13 protein-coding genes are annotated in these 14,998 nt (G+C 74.3%); 10 read left to right on the top strand and 3 right to left on the bottom strand.

Translation table 11 applies throughout. The annotated features are described in order from the left end of the window. The first annotated feature begins 19 nt into the window (after positions 1–19). From glgA to glgB, 4 genes are all read left to right on the top strand, one after another. Positions 20–1,213 (top strand): glycogen synthase, encoded by a 1,194-nt coding sequence (gene glgA / locus ABD52_RS04470; protein ID WP_047890864.1) that lies wholly within the window; start codon positions 20–22, stop codon positions 1,211–1,213. A gap of 90 nt (positions 1,214–1,303) precedes the next feature. Next, positions 1,304–2,095 (top strand): class I SAM-dependent methyltransferase, encoded by a 792-nt coding sequence (locus ABD52_RS04465; RefSeq protein WP_235437338.1) that lies wholly within the window; start codon positions 1,304–1,306, stop codon positions 2,093–2,095. Between the two features lie 4 nt (positions 2,096–2,099). Beyond that, positions 2,100–4,220, top strand: a complete 2,121-nt coding sequence (locus ABD52_RS04460; protein ID WP_047890863.1) for an alpha-1,4-glucan--maltose-1-phosphate maltosyltransferase — start codon at positions 2,100–2,102, stop codon at positions 4,218–4,220. Further along, positions 4,208–6,310, top strand: a complete 2,103-nt coding sequence (gene glgB, locus ABD52_RS04455) for a 1,4-alpha-glucan branching protein GlgB (RefSeq protein WP_047890862.1) — start codon at positions 4,208–4,210, stop codon at positions 6,308–6,310. The genes ABD52_RS04460 and glgB overlap by 13 nt, the downstream gene beginning before the upstream one ends. A 213-nt stretch (positions 6,311–6,523) precedes the next feature. Here glgB and ABD52_RS04450 read toward each other — a convergent pair whose 3' ends face one another. Then, positions 6,524–7,564, bottom strand: coding sequence for an App1 family protein (locus tag ABD52_RS04450; protein ID WP_030270470.1), 1,041 nt, complete (start codon positions 7,562–7,564; stop codon positions 6,524–6,526). A gap of 172 nt (positions 7,565–7,736) precedes the next feature. Between ABD52_RS04450 and ABD52_RS04445 the strand changes: the two genes are divergently transcribed. The 4 genes from ABD52_RS04445 to ABD52_RS04430 all read left to right on the top strand — a co-directional run bounded on the left by ABD52_RS04445 (position 7,737) and on the right by ABD52_RS04430 (position 11,899). Beyond that, entirely contained in the window at positions 7,737–9,287 is a 1,551-nt protein-coding gene (locus tag ABD52_RS04445) for a hypothetical protein (protein ID WP_200905162.1), read from the top strand. A gap of 16 nt (positions 9,288–9,303) precedes the next feature. After that, positions 9,304–10,107, top strand: a complete 804-nt coding sequence (yaaA, locus tag ABD52_RS04440; protein WP_082171207.1) for a peroxide stress protein YaaA — start codon at positions 9,304–9,306, stop codon at positions 10,105–10,107. A 106-nt stretch (positions 10,108–10,213) separates the two neighbouring features. Then, positions 10,214–10,861 (top strand): hypothetical protein, encoded by a 648-nt coding sequence (locus tag ABD52_RS04435; RefSeq protein WP_013285279.1) that lies wholly within the window; start codon positions 10,214–10,216, stop codon positions 10,859–10,861. A 96-nt stretch (positions 10,862–10,957) separates the two neighbouring features. Beyond that, positions 10,958–11,899, top strand: coding sequence for a TAXI family TRAP transporter solute-binding subunit (locus ABD52_RS04430; protein WP_013474739.1), 942 nt, complete (start codon positions 10,958–10,960; stop codon positions 11,897–11,899). A gap of 6 nt (positions 11,900–11,905) precedes the next feature. Here the strand turns inward: ABD52_RS04430 and ABD52_RS04425 are convergent, their stop codons facing one another. Then, positions 11,906–13,294 carry a HAMP domain-containing sensor histidine kinase gene (locus tag ABD52_RS04425; RefSeq protein WP_030270477.1) on the bottom strand — a complete coding sequence of 463 codons (1,389 nt, stop codon included), beginning with the start codon at positions 13,292–13,294 and terminating at the stop codon, positions 11,906–11,908. A gap of 10 nt (positions 13,295–13,304) precedes the next feature. Beyond that, positions 13,305–13,961 (bottom strand): response regulator transcription factor, encoded by a 657-nt coding sequence (locus ABD52_RS04420; RefSeq protein ID WP_013285276.1) that lies wholly within the window; start codon positions 13,959–13,961, stop codon positions 13,305–13,307. An 84-nt stretch (positions 13,962–14,045) separates the two neighbouring features. Between ABD52_RS04420 and ABD52_RS04415 the strand changes: the two genes are divergently transcribed. Together ABD52_RS04415 and ABD52_RS04410 are read left to right on the top strand one after the other, a co-directional pair. Next, complete coding sequence (locus ABD52_RS04415; RefSeq protein WP_047890860.1) at positions 14,046–14,384, top strand: DUF952 domain-containing protein; 339 nt, start codon at positions 14,046–14,048, stop codon at positions 14,382–14,384. A 66-nt stretch (positions 14,385–14,450) separates the two neighbouring features. Then, positions 14,451–14,993 (top strand): acyltransferase, encoded by a 543-nt coding sequence (locus tag ABD52_RS04410; RefSeq protein ID WP_047890859.1) that lies wholly within the window; start codon positions 14,451–14,453, stop codon positions 14,991–14,993. Positions 14,994–14,998 lie beyond the last annotated feature (5 nt).

The raw sequence follows: 14,998 nt of genomic DNA, 5'->3' as shown, positions 1-14,998 counted from the left end.
TCTGCACTAGGGTGCGGGCATGGCACCGATGCGCGTCGACCTGCTCACCCGCGAGTACCCGCCGGAGGTCTACGGCGGCGCCGGGGTGCACGTGGAATACCTCGCCCGCGAGCTGCGCCGGCTCGCCGACGTGCGGGTGCACTGCTTCGGCGCGCCCCGCGACGAGCAGGGCGTCACCGCGTACGCCGAGCCGGCCGCGCTCGCCGGCGCGAACGCCGCGCTGCGCGTCATGGGCGTCGACCTGGAGATGGCCGCCGGGACGGCCGGCACCGACGTGGTGCACAGCCACACCTGGTACGCCAACCTGGCCGGGCACACCGCGAAGCTGCTGCACGGGGTGCCGCACGTGGTGACCGCGCACAGCCTGGAGCCGCTGCGCCCGTGGAAGGCCGAGCAGCTCGGCGGCGGGTACGCGCTCTCCTCCTGGTGCGAGCGGACCGCGTTCGAGGCGGCCGACGCGATCATCGCGGTGAGCGCGGGCATGCGGCGCGACGTGCTCACCGCGTACCCGGCGGTGAACCCCGACCGGGTACGCGTGGTCTACAACGGCATCGACACCGCGCAGTACGCCCCGGACCCGGGCACCGACGTGCTCGACCGGCTCGGCATCGACCCGGCGAGGCCCAGCGTGGTCTACGTCGGGCGGATCACCCGGCAGAAGGGCCTGCCGTACCTGCTGCGCGCGGCCCGGGAGCTGCCCGCCGACACTCAGCTCGTGCTGCTGGCCGGCGCGCCGGACACCCCGGAGATCGCCGCCGAGGTGGAGGGGCTCGTGGCGGAGCTGCGGGCGACCCGGTCCGGGGTGGTCTGGGTGGCGGCGATGCTGCCCAAGCACGAGGTGATCCAGGTGCTCACCCACGCCACGGTCTTCGCCTGCCCGTCCGTCTACGAGCCGATGGGCATCGTCAACCTGGAGGCGATGGCCTGCGAGACCGCAGTGGTGGCGACCGCCACGGGCGGCATCCCGGAGGTGGTGGCCGACGGCGAGACCGGGCTGCTGGTGCCGATCGAGCAGGCCGGTGACGGCTCCGGCACGCCGCTGGACCCGGAGCGTTTCGTCGCCGACCTGGCCGCGCGGATCAACGATCTGCTGGCCGACCCGGACCGGATCGCGGCGTTCGGGGCGGCGGGGCGGCGGCGCGCGGTGGAGCACTTCTCCTGGCAGGCGATCGCCGAGCAGACGATCGAGGTGTACCGCTCCGTGGGGTTGTGAGGAAGGGCCCCTTCTTAACGCCTCCGGTAGAGGAAGGGCCCCTTCTTAACAGCCCGCCCGGTCGCGGTCGGCGGCGGATACAGTCCCCGGATGCCGGATGCGATCTTCGCCCATCCTCGGCTCGCGCCGGTCTACGACGCGTTCGACGGCGACCGGGACGACCTGGACGCGTACCTCGCGATCGCCGACGAGCTGGACGCGCGCGTGGTGCTCGACCTCGGCTGCGGCACCGGGAACCTGGCCCTCCTGCTCGCTCGCCGCGGTCGTACCGTCGTGGGCGTCGACCCGGCCGGGGCGTCCCTCGCCGTCGCCCGGTCGAAGGACCGCGAAGGCCGCGTGCGCTGGGTGCACGGCGACGCCACGACGCTGCCACCGCTGCGCGCCGACCTGGCCGTGATGACCGGCAACGTGGCGCAGGTATTCTGCGCCGACGACGACTGGGCGCGCACCCTGCGGGGCGTCCACGCGGCGCTGCGGCCCGGCGGGCACCTCGTGTTCGAGACCCGCCGTCCCGAGCGCCGCGCGTGGGAGGAGTGGGCGGCGGACACCGCGCCGGTGACCCGGGACGTGCCGGGCGTCGGGCCGGTGGAACGACGTCTCGAGGTCACCGCTGTGGACCTGCCGTTCGTGTCCTTCCGGTTCACGTACCGGTTCCCGGCCGACGGCGCCGTCCTCACGTCGGACTCGACGCTGCGGTTCCGCGACCGGGACGAGGTCGAGGCGAGCCTGACCGCCGCCGGCTACCGGGTGCTCGACGTGCGGGACGCGCCCGACCGCCCCGGCCGGGAGTTCGTCTTCGTCGCACGCCGCGCCGACGAGCCGCGCGGAGAGGGTGCATCCGGGTCGCAGCCGAGCGCGAGAGGATCTCGCGCAGTAGGTTGAGCGGGTGACTGGACGGTTCCCGATCGAAGACGTCTCCCCCGTCGTCTCCTGCGGTCGCTACCCGGCCAAGGCTGTCGTCGGTGAGGTCGTGCCGGTGTCGGCGCGGGCCTACCGCGAGGGCCACGACGCGCTCGGGTGCAACGTGGTCTGGCTCGGCCCGGACGGCGCGGCCCGCCCGTTCACCCGGATGCGCCCGGGTGAACCCGGCCAGGACCGATGGCACGCCACCATCCGCCCGGACGCGGTCGGCCTGTGGCGCTTCGCCGTGGAGGCGTTCGGAGACCCGTACCTCACGTGGCAGAACGCGGTCACGAAGAAGCTCGCCGCCGGTCAGGGCGCGGCCGAGCTGGCGAACGATCTGGCCGAGGGCGTACGGGTGCTCACCGCCGCGCTCGACCTGGTGCCGAGGGCCGACCGTGATCGCGTACGCGAAGCCGCGCGGGCGCTGGCCGACGACGACCTGGACCTGCCGCGGCGGGTGAGCGCGGCGCTGGACCTGGCCGACCTGCTGTGGGAGCACCCGGTGCGCGAGCTGGTCACCACCGGCGAGGAGCGCACGCTGTGGGTGGACCGGCCGCGGGCGCTCTTCTCCGCCTGGTACGAGTTCTTCCCCCGCTCCGAGGGCGCGGTCCCGGCCACAGTCGACGCGCCCGCGCGTTCCGGCACGTTCGCCACCGCGATGGAACGGCTGCCGGGTGTCGCGGCGATGGGTTTCGACGTGCTCTACCTGCCGCCGATCCACCCGATCGGCCGGGTCAACCGCAAGGGCCGCAACAACGCGCTCACCGCCGGGCCGGACGACGTGGGCTCGCCGTGGGCGATCGGCGCGGCCGAGGGCGGCCACGACGCCATCCACCCCGATCTGGGTACGCCGGAGGACTTCCGCGACTTCGTCGCGGCCGCCGCCGAGCAGGGGCTGGAGGTGGCGATGGACCTGGCGTTGCAGTGCGCGCCGGATCACCCGTGGGTCACCGAGCACCCGGAGTGGTTCACCACCCGGGCCGACGGCAGCATCGCGTACGCGGAGAACCCGCCGAAGAAGTACCAGGACATCTATCCGCTGAACTTCGACAACGACCCGGAGGGCATCCGGGCCGAGGTGCTGCGGGTGGTGCTGCACTGGGTCGGCGAGGGCATCCGGATCTTCCGGGTCGACAACCCGCACACCAAGCCGTTCGACTTCTGGCACTGGCTGATCGCCGAGGTCAAGAAGGTCGACCCGGACGTGCTGTTCCTGGCCGAGGCGTTCACCCGGCCGGCGATCATGCACGGGCTCGGCAAGATCGGCTTCACCCAGTCGTACACCTATTTCACCTGGCGCACGACGGCGGCCGAGATGCGGGAGTACTGCGAGGAGCTGGTCGCCTCGGTCGACTGGATGCGGCCGAACTTCTGGCCGAACACGCCTGACATCCTGCACTCGTCGTTGCAGCACGGCGGCCCGCCGATGTTCAAGATCCGGGCGGTGCTGGCGGCGCTGCTGTCCCCCTCGTGGGGCATGTACGCGGGGTTCGAGCTGTTCGAGCACGTCGCGCGCCCCGGTGCCGAGGAGTACCTGGACAACGAGAAGTACGAGCTGCGGCCCCGGGACTGGGACGCCGCGCTGGCGCAGGGCCGGTCGCTGGCGCCGTTCGTCACCACGCTGAACCGGGTACGCCGGGACAACCCCGCCCTGCACCGGCTGCGCAACCTGCGGTTCCACGACATCGACAATCCGGCGCTGCTGTGCTGGTCGAAGCACGACCCGGAAACCGGCAACACGGTGATCGTGGTCTGCTCGTTCGACTCACGCGAGGTGCAGTGGGGCAACACGACGCTCGACATGCCGGCGCTCGGCCTGGACTGGCACGAGCGGTTCACCGTGCGCGACGAGCTGACCGGCGCCGAGTACGACTGGGGGCAGCGCAACGCGGTGCGCCTCGACCCGTACCTGCAACCGGCGCACGTGCTCACAGTGCGCCGCCCGGCCGCACCCGAGCCCCCGCAGCCGGCCGCGCCGACCGCCGCCGAGCCGGAGCAGCCGGCCGCGCCCGACCTGACAGTGGAAGACGTGCCCGCCGACCTCTCCGGCGGCACCGCCCCGACCGCACCGGCCGACAAGGACGACGCCCGATGGACCAGCTGATCGCCGGCGAGGTACACGACCCGCACGCCGTGCTCGGCGCGCACCCGGCCGACGGGAGCACCACGATCCGGACGCTGCGCCGGGGCGCGGGCGAGGTGGCGGTGCTCGCCGACGGCGAACGGCACCCGATGAAGCGGGTCCACGACGCCGGTGTCTTCGAGGCGGTCCTCCCCGGTGAGGTGCTCGACTACCGGGTCGAGGTGGACGGCACGACGCACGACGACCCGTACCGTTATCCGCCCACGCTCGGCGACCTCGACCTGCACCTGATCGGCGAGGGGCGGCACGAGCGGCTCTGGGCGGCGCTCGGCGCCCGGGTGTTCGACGAGGGCGTCGCGTTCACCGTCTGGGCGCCGAACGCACGGGCCGTGCGGCTGATCGGCGACGTCACCGGCTGGGCGCCGGACGACGGGTGGCCGATGCGCTCGCTCGGCTCCAGCGGCGTGTGGGAGATCTTCGTGCCGGGCATGCCGGTGGGCAGCCGCTACAAGTACCGCGTCCTCGGCGCGGACGGCCGGTGGCGGGACAAGGCCGACCCGATGGCCGCGCGCACCGAGGTGCCGCCGGCCACCGCGTCGGTGGTGCACGAGTCACGGTACGAGTGGGGCGACGCGGACTGGCTCGCGCGCCGGTCCCGGCAGGCGCCGCACCAGGAGCCGATGAGCGTGTACGAGGTGCACCTGGGCTCCTGGCGGCCCGGCCTCGGCTACCGGGAGCTGGCCGAGCAGCTCACCGCGTACGTGCTGGAGATGGGCTTCACCCACGTGGAGTTCCTGCCGGTGATGGAGCACCCGTTCGGCGGCTCGTGGGGCTACCAGGTCACCGGCTACTACGCGCCGACGGCCCGGTTCGGCGACCCGGACGACTTCCGCCACCTGGTGGACCGGCTGCACGCCGCCGGCATCGGCGTGCTCCTGGACTGGGTGCCGGCGCACTTCCCGAAGGACGAGTGGGCCCTGGCCCGTTTCGACGGCACCCCGCTGTACGAGCACCCCGACCCGCGTCGCGGCGAGCACCCCGACTGGGGCACGTACGTCTTCGACTTCGGCCGCAACGAGGTGCGCAACTTCCTGGTCGCCAACGCGCTGTACTGGCTCGACGAGTTCCACATCGACGGGCTGCGGGTGGACGCGGTCGCCTCGATGCTCTACCTGGACTATTCCCGGCAGGACGGGCAGTGGGCGCCGAACGTGCACGGCGGCCGGGAGAACCTGGAGGCCATCGCGTTCCTCCAGGAGGTCAACGCCACCGTCTACCGGCACCACCCGGGCGTACTGATGATCGCCGAGGAGTCCACCGCCTGGCCCGGCGTCACCCGGCCCACCTCGGAGGGCGGGCTCGGGTTCGGGTTCAAGTGGAACATGGGCTGGATGCACGACACCCTGCTCTACACCTCGAAGGACCCGATCTACCGGCAGCACCACCACCATCAGCTCACGTTCTCCCTGGCGTACGCGTGGAGCGAGAACTACGTGCTGCCGATCAGCCACGACGAGGTGGTGCACGGCAAGGGCTCGCTCGCCGGCAAGATGCCCGGCGACACCTGGCAGCGGCTGGCCACCGTGCGGGCGCTGCTGGCGTACATGTGGGCGCACCCGGGCAAGCAGTTGCTCTTCATGGGCTGCGAGCTGGCCGACGACAGGGAGTGGAGCGAGGAGCGCGGCCTCGACTGGTACCTGACCCACGATCCGGCCCGCGCGGGCGTGCAGCGGCTGGTCGCCGACCTGAACCGGGTCTACCGGGAGAGCCCGGCGCTCTGGGCGCAGGACACCGACCCGGCCGGCTTCCGCTGGATCGCCGGGGACGACGTGGCCAACAACGCGGTGTCGTTCATCCGGATCGCCCCGGACGGGCAGACGCTCGTGTGCGTGGCGAACTTCTCCGCGCTGCCGCTGGAGGACTACCGGATCGGCCTGCCCGCGGCCGGTACGTGGACCGAGGCGCTGAACACCGACGCCCACCACTACGGCGGGTCGGGGGTGGGCAACCTGGGCGAGGTGCACGCCGAGAACGTGCCGTGGCACGGCCTGCCCGCGTCGGTCTCCCTGCGCGTGCCGCCGCTGGGCGTCCTCTGGCTCCGCCCGGCCTGACGGCACAGCCCAGCCGGCCGGGCGGCCCACGGCGAGCCCGTTATGACTCAGAGGCATAAATATGCCTCTGAGTCATAACCGTATCGGGGAGTCGCTTCCCGGTCAGCACTACGCTCTGTGATATCCCGGCGTCGGGATGACCGCGATCTGGCGGTCGCTCTCCACACCCAGGCTGACGGCGCGTGACCGCCCGTCGCCGGGTGGCCGCAGGAGTCAGACCAGGTCGGCTTCGCGGAGGAGCTTCCAGAGGCCGGCACCGTCGGGGGCGCTCAGCCACTTCTGACCGATCGGGCCCGACGACGACCGCCCTGCGGGCGCCGGGAGGCTACCGGCCAGTACCGACTGGGTCGGGGACAGTCGCCGGATCGCCACCCCCGCGACGTTGTCCGGGTGCGCGGCGGCGAACTCCCGGTAGATCTCCGGGTCGTGCTGCCCGTCGTCGCCGATCAGCAGCCACCGCACCTCGGGGAACTCCCGGGACAGCCGGGCCAGCGTGGCCCGCTTGTGCTCCCGGCCGCTGCGGAACCACCTGTCGGCGGTCGGTCCCCAGTCCGTGAGGAGCAGCGGCCCGGCCGGGTAGAGGTGCCGGGACAGGAACCGGGTGAGCGTCGGCGCGACGTTCCACGCGCCGGTGGACAGGTAGAAGACCGGCGCGCCCGGGTGGGCGGTGGCCAGCCGCTCGTACAGCACGGCCATGCCCGGCACGGCGGTGCGGGCGTGCTCGTCGAGCACGAACGTGTTCCACGCGGCCAGCAGCGGCCGGGGCAGCGCGGTCACCATGACGGTGTCGTCGATGTCGGAGAGGATGCCGAAGCGGACGGCCGGGTCGAGGATGCGTACCAGCGCCTCCACCGGCTCGGCGTCGGCGACGCTGAGGCGTACGCAGCCCCAGCCGGGGGTGAAGTCGGCCTCGATCACGGTGTCGACGAAGCCGCTGCGGTCGGCGGTCACCTCCTGGCGCACGCCGTCGGCCTCGATGGTCACCGTGATGTGCTTGGCGGGCAGCGTGGCGAAGCTGCGCCAGCCCCGCACCTTGTCCAGCCGGCCCCGCCGCCGCGTGTCCGGGCGGCCCAGCAGCACACGGCAGAGCACGCGCGCCCAGCCCGGGGCGCCGTAGCCCGCGTACGCGATGATGTTGGGCTGCCACCCGGTGCGCCGCAACCGGCGCTCCACCAGGCCGTGCACGGCGTCCTCGAAGCGCGCGGCGCGGTGCAGTTGCGGGACGGCCAGCTGGTCCGGTGGTGTGGGCGGCACACGGCAACAGTGCCACAACCGGACCGGCCGGGCCACGCGAGTGATCCACGCCGATCCGCCCCGGCGCCGGGCGCCGCCGTGACAGACTGCGGTCGGGACGACGACGGGGGCGTTGGTCGTGTCGACGACGAAGCGGAACCCGGTACGACCGCGTCCGGACGCGCCGGCGCTGATGGCGCTGCTGCTCGGCGCCGCGGGGGTCGGCTACCGGCTGGTGCTGACGCTGCTCACGGTGCCCGCGTCGAACAGCGACGAGGCCACGTTCGGCCTGGCCGCACTGCACATCGCCGCCGGTGGTGAGCGGCCGGTCTTCCTCTACGGCCAGCGCTACATGGGCGTGCTGGAGTCGTACCTGGCCGCGCCGCTCGTCGGCTGGGCCGGGCCGAGCTGGCCGGTGCTGCGGCTGCCGCTGCTCGCGCTCTTCGCGGTCTTCCTGTGGCTGGCGTACCGGCTGACCCGTCGCCTGTTCTCCCCCTGGCTGGCGGTGGTCGTGGTGGGCCTGCTGGCGCTCGGCTCGGAACGCGTGGTCCGCGACCAGCTCACAGTGGTCGGCGGCCGCCCGGAGGTGAAGCCGGCCGTGCTGGCGATGCTGCTGATCGCGGTCGCCCTCGGCGGCCGGCGGATCCGGCACCACTGGCTGGCCACCGGCGCGTTCGGGCTGCTCGCCGGGCTGGCGCTGTGGTCGGACTGGCTGATCGCGCCGTACCTGCTGGTCGCGGCGGTGGTGCTCGCGGTGGCGGTGCCCCGCGATCTGATCGGCTGGCCGGGCGTGCTGCTGGTGACGGGCTTCCTGGCCGGGATCGCCCCGGTGGTCAAGGACAACCTCGTCGCGCCGCCCGGGCAGGACTCGCTGTCGGTGTTCCGCGAGATCAGCACCAAGGAGGGCGTCGCGCCGTCGCTGGCCGAACGCCTGCGCGGCGGGCTGCTGGAGGGGGTGCCACTGGCGTCGGGCATGTGTCCGATGGACGGCTGCGCGCGCTGGGCGCAGTGGTTCGGCGTGCTCTACCCGGTGCTGCTGGTGGCCGCCGCCGCGCTCGGGCTGATCGCGTACCGCCGGGCCGCCGACCACGCCGCGCGGGTCCGGGCCGTGGCGATCCTCGCCCTGGTCGCGGGCGCGGTGCTGACACTTCTGGCGTACGTGCACAGCCCGCTCGCCGCGACCGACCCGCTCGGCAACGCCCGCTACCTGTCGGTGCTCCAGATCTCGCTGCCGGCCGTGCTGTGGCCGCTCTGGCTGACCGCCGCGCACGCCCTGCGGGCCACCACCGGGTGGACGGCCCGGCTCGGCGGCACCGCGGCGGCGGTGGTACTGGCCGGGCTGACCGCCGCCACCGTTGCCGGGACCGTGGCGTTCCTGGCCGGCGTGCCGGGCGTACGGGACGAGGAGCGCACGGCCCGCCGCCTCGCCGACACGGTGCGGGGCGCCGGGTTGCACGAGGTGTACGGGGACTACTGGACCTGCAACCGGCTGATCTTCAACACCGGGGAGACCGTCGCCTGCGGTGTGCTCGACGGGGCGCTGACGCCCGGGCAGAACCGCTATCCGGCGTACTGGCAGCGGGTGGCGCGCGCGGAACGGCCCGGGTACGTGGTGGCGGTCGGCTCCCCGGCCGAGCGCACACTGCGGCGGCTGCTGGGTGACCGCGCCGACGCGGCGGTGGTGGCCGAGGTGGGCGGCAGTCGCGTGTACCACCCCGACCGTGCCGTGCGGCCGTGGCGCTGACCCCGGCCCGTACGCTGTGCCGGTGCTCATCCTGCTGCCCCCGTCGGAGGGGAAGGCCGAGGCCGGCACCGGCCGCCGGCTGGACCTGTCCCGGCTGTCCCTGACCGAGCTGAACCCGGCCCGGGAGGCGGTCCTGACCGCGCTCGTCGACCTGTGCGCCGGGCCGGACGAGACGGCGGCCCGGACCGCGTTGGGCCTCACCGAGGGGCAGCTCGGCGAGCTGCGGCGCAACGCCCGGCTGCGGGAGGCGGCGACCGCCCCGGCCGGACGCCTCTACACCGGCGTGCTCTACGAGGCGCTGGGCCTGGACACGCTGCCCCCCGACGCGCAGCGGGCGGCCCGCCGCCAGGTGCTGATCAGCTCCGGCCTGTGGGGCGCGGTACGCCTCGCCGACCGGATCCCGCCGTACCGCTGCCCGATCGGAGCGCGGCTGCCGGGGCTCGGCGCGCTGTCGGCGTACTGGCGGGAGGTGCTCGGCCCGGTACTGGAACCCGCCGCCGGGCGCGGCCCGGTGCTGGACCTGCGCTCCGGCGCGTACGCGGCCACCTGGACGCCGCGCGGCGCGCTCGCCGAACGCACGGTGACGGTACGGGTGCTGCACGAACGGATCGTGGACGGCACGCCGGCCCGGTCGGTGGTGAGCCACTTCAACAAGGCCACGAAGGGCCGGCTGGTGCGGGATCTGCTGCTCGCCGACGCCCGGCCGCGTACCGCCGACGCGCTGGTGAGGGCGCTGCGGGAGCTGAAATACACGGTCGAGGAGGCGCCCCGGGCGGCCGGGCGGCCCCGGCAGGTCGACCTGGTGGTCACCGAGCTCTGAGCCGCGGGCTTCCCGCAAATTTTGCTCAAGGCTCGGGCGCAGCGGTTCCCGGTCCGGCGCTCGGCAGCGACGGTAGAGGTACCCCGACGACCGAGGAGCCGCGCCGATGCTCACCACGCTGCTCGACCGCCCGCGCCCGTCGCCGCCGCCGCTGGACTGGCTGACCCTGACCGACGCCTTCGAGGTCGCCTGCATGGTGCGCTGCACGCCGCCGCCGGCCGCCGACGTACGCCGCCTCGACAGCGGACCGCACCGCGGCGGCATCGCCGAGTTCAACCGCGAGGACGCGGCGCAACGGATGCGGCAGCTGCTGGGACGCCTCGACGTGCCGGTCGAGCACGAGCTGACCACCGGTGGCCTGCGCCGCCGCTACGAGCTGCACCGGCTGTCGGTGCCGCCGCAGCACCGGGCGGCGTACGCGAATCTGCTGACCACGGGCTGGCGGCAGGGCCGCCGGGAGCTGCTCGGCGGGCCGTTCCCGGGCGCCTCGGCGCCGCGGCGGCTGTGGCGGCCCCGGCTGGCCGCGGCGGCCTGGCGGGCGGCGCTGCTCGCGGGCGGCCGGCACGTCCGCCGGCACTGCCTCGGCATCCGGCTCGCCGACCGGGACCTGGCGGCGGTGCTGGTACGCGGCGCGGCGCTGCTGGACGTGCCGGCGGCGCTGCGGCCCGGCTCGGGCTGTTTCCTCGTGGTGGTACCCAACGGCGAGCACCGGGAGCGGATCACCGAGAGCGCGGAGCTGGCCCCGGCGAGCTGACCGGCCCGGCCCGAGACTGCCGCACGCCGGGCCTGCGGTGGTGCGTGCGCCGCGTGGGCTTGCGCCACGGCGGGTGCACGGCGCAGAGTGCAGCCCGTGAGCCGACACTGGCCTGTGCGCGCCGCCGCCCCGCTCGCGCTGGTGCTCCTGCTCGTCGCCGGGCTCACCGGGTGCCGGGACGAGCCGTCCGAGCCGACCCGCATCCGCATCGCCACCGGCAGCCCGACCGCCGTCTACCACGCCTTCGGCCAGTCGCTCGCGGCGCTGCTCAACCGGGAGCTGCCCGGCGTACGGGCCGAGGTGGTGGTCACCGCCGCCTCGGCGCAGAACGTCCGGCTGGTCGGCGCCGGGGAGGCCGAGCTGGGCTTCACCCAGGCCGACGTGCTGCCGCCGCGCGAGCCCGAGCATCCGTCGGTGCTCGCGGTGGCCCGGGTCTACGACGACCTGCTGCACCTGGTGACCCGCGCCGGCGGGCCGATCCGCACGCTCGGCGACCTGCGCGGCCGGCGAGTGTCGGTGGGCGCCGACGGCTCCGGCACGGAGATCACCGCCACCCGTCTGCTGGCGGTGGCCCAGCTCGGTGGCGACCGGGTACGCCAGGAACACCTGGGGCTGGACGACTCGGTGGCGGCCCTGCGCGAGGGGCGGATCGACGCGTTCTTCTTCTCCGGCGGGCTACCCGTGCGCGGCGTCGCCGACCTGGCCCAGCGGACCTCGCTGCGGATCGTGGACCTGGGCGACTGGACCGAGCCGCTGCGCCGGGCGTACGGGCAGGTCTACGTGACCCGGGACGTGCCGCGCTCGGTGTACCGGGCCGCCCCGGTCAGCACGGTGGCGAACCCGAACTACCTGATCGTCCGCGCCGACCTGCCCGCCGCGCTGGTGCGGGAGGTGACCCGGCTGCTGATGGACCGCCGGGAGGAGCTGGCCGCCGCGCACCCGGCGGCGGGACGGATGAGTCCCCGGTCGGCGATCGTCACCACCCCGCTGCCGCTGCATCCGGGCGCGGCGCAGTGGTATCGCGCCGCGAAGCCCTGACGCGGGTCAGCACCGGACCGGCGCGTCGGCGGGCGCCGGGAACCACAGCTCGGCGACCAGGCCCCGGGGCTCGCCCTGGCGCATGGTGAGCCGGCCGTCGGAGGCGTCCACGAGCACCGCCGCGATGGTCAGCCCGAGGCCCACGCCGTCCACGTTCTGCGCGTCCGGCGCCCGCCAGAACCGCTCGGTGGCCTGGTCGAGCTGACTGGTGGTCATGCCCGGGCCGGTGTCGCCGACGGTCAGCACCGTCCCGCCGTCGGCGGCCCGTACGGTCACCGTCACCTCTCCCCCGGCGCCGCTGAACTTCACCGCGTTGTCGATCAGGGCGTCCAGCGCCTGGTCGATGGCGGTCGGCACGGTCCGAGCGTACGCCGGCGCGTCCTCGGCGTCGAGGCGGAGCGTGACCTCGCGGTGCCGGGCCAGCGGCAGCCAGGCGGCCACCCGGGAGGCGGCGGTGGCGGTGGCGTCCACAGTCACCCGCTCGTTCTCCTCCCGCTCGGCGCGGGCCAGCGTGAGCAGCGCGTCGAGCACCGTCGCGAGCCGGTCGGTCTCCTCCAGCGCCAGCCGGTGCTCGGCGCGCCCGTCCGGGTCGGTGAGGCTGGGGCCCAGTTCCTCCACCCGCAGCCGCAGCGCGGTGAGCGGGTTGCGGAGCTGGTGGCTGGCGTGCGCGACGAAGGCGCGTTGCCGGTCCATCACGTCGGAGACCGCGTCGGCCATGTCGTTGAAGCTGGTCGCCAGCCGGCGCAGTTCGGGCGGCCCGAGTCCGGCGCGGACCCGCGCGGCGCGGCGGCCCTCGGCGATCTCGTGGGTCACCGCGTCCAGCTCGGTGACCGGGCGCAGCACCCAGCCGGCCAGCCCGAACGCGGTCGAGACGCAGGCCAGCACCGCCAGCAGGCCGATGCCCGCGAGCAGCAGCCACCACACGGTGACGGTGCGGCGCACGCCGTCCGCCGGGCTGGTCGTGACCACGGCGCCGAGCACCTCGCCGCCGTCGTTGATCGGCACGGCCGTCACCACCGGCCCGCCGACCCAGGGCCAGACCGACTCCGGGCCGCTGAACTGCTGCCCGGACAGGGCGGTGTCGAGCGCCGCGCGGGTGCCCGCGCCCGGCTCCCACCCGGACGAGGCCACCACGGTACGGCGGTCCCGGTCCACCACGGCCGCGCCGATGCCGTAGAGCGCGTCGTAGGCGGCCAGTTCCCCGTCCAGCGGGCCGGGGCTGCCGCCCCGCAACGCCGGCCCGGCCAGCGAGGCGAAACGGGTGGCGTCGGCGAGACGGTCGGCGCGGACCCGGTCGGTCTCCCGGGTCGCGAGCGTGGCCGCCAGCGGCGTCTCCAGGGCGATCAGGACCAGCACCATCAGCAGCAGGTAGCTGATCACCAGCCGGCGGCGCACGAACCGGCCCTCACGCCTCGCGGAGCCGGTAGCCGACCCCGCGTACGGTCTCCACCAGCGTCGGGTCGCCGAGCTTGCCGCGCAGCGACCCGACGTGCACCTCCACGGTGTGCCGGTCGGCCCAGGTGGTGCCCCACACATCGAGCAGGATCCGCTCGCGCGGCACCGCCACCCCGGGCTGGCGGGCCAGGGACAGCAGGATGTCGAACTCCTTGCGGGTGAGCGAGACGTCCCGGCCGGCCACCGTCACCGTCCGGCCGCCCACGTCGATGCGGACCGTACCGGCCTCGATCAGGTTGCGCTGCGGCGCGGTGTGCGCGGCCCGGCGCAGCACCGCCTCGATCCGCGCCTGCAGCTCCACCATCGAGAACGGCTTCACCACGTAGTCGTCGGCGCCCAGCCGCAGCCCCAGCACCCGGTCGCGTTCCTCACCGCGCGCGGTCACCGCGATGATGCCGAGCCGGCTGCTGCGCCGCCGCAGCTCGCGGCACAGGTCGGTGCCGTCGCCGTCGGGCAGCCCCAGGTCGAGCAGCACCAGGTCGCAGGGGGCGGCGGAGAGCGCGGCGGCCACAGTCGCGGCGTGTTCCACCTGGTAACCGCGCCGGGTCAGCGCGGACGACAACGCCGCGGCGACCCGGCGGTCGTCCTCGACCAGGAGGATCCGCACCCTTTCCTCCCTCGACTCGACGTGTTGCCCTGCGAATGGTGGCAGACGCGCCGCCGGGACGCGAGGCCGCTCTAGGCTGCTGCAGTGATCTACAAGATTCTCACCGACGACGAGTGGACGCGGGCGCGGGCGGACGGGCGGTTCGCCGGCACCGCGATGGACCGGCAGGACGGCTACGTCCACCTCTCCGCCGCCGACCAGGTGGTGGAGACCGCCCGGCGCTTCTTCGCCGGGGTCACCGGCCTGACGCTGCTCGCGGTGGACGAGGCCCGGCTCGGCGACGCGCTGCGCTGGGAGGCGTCCCGCGGCGGCGCGCTGTTCCCGCACCTGTACGCCGCGCTGCCGGTGGACGCGGTGGTCGCCGCGCACCCGCTGCCGGCCGACCGGCCCGCCGCCGACGCGGTGGCCGAACTGCTCGCGTGAGCGCTCGTTATGCTGCGTCGAGCCCGCCCGACGGCGCGACGCGCCCTGGCCATGATGCGAGTTGAGATGACTGACAGCAACGACCGGTCCGCCTCCGTCTTCGTCCACCCGACGGCCGACGTGGAGTCCGGCGCCGAGGTCGGCGACGGCACCAAGGTCTGGCACCTGGCGCACATCCGGTCCAGCGCCCAGGTCGGCGCCGGCTGCGTGATCGGCCGCAACGTCTACGTCGACGCGGGCGTCACAGTCGGCGACCTGGTGAAGATCCAGAACAACGTCTCGGTCTACCAGGGCGTGACCATCGAGGACGAGGTGTTCGTGGGCCCGTGCGCGGTGTTCACCAACGACTTCCGCCCGCGCGCCCAGAATCCGGACTGGACGATCACCCCGACGCTCGTCCGCCGGGGCGCGTCGATCGGCGCGAACGCCACGCTCGTGTGCGGCATCGAGGTAGGCGAGTACGCGATGATCGCCGCCGGCTCGGTGGTGACCCGCGACGTCAAGCCGTACCAGCTGGTGGCCGGCAACCCGGCCCGCCCGAAGGGCTGGGTCGACGCCAAGGGCGAGGTCATCTCCCGCGACGTCGACAACCCGCCGCACCAGGGCTGACCGGA

The organism is Micromonospora sp. RV43 (genome assembly GCF_001029515.1).
Taxonomy (GTDB): domain Bacteria; phylum Actinomycetota; class Actinomycetes; order Mycobacteriales; family Micromonosporaceae; genus Micromonospora; species Micromonospora aurantiaca.
This window is presented reverse-complemented; position numbering and strand designations above follow the sequence as displayed.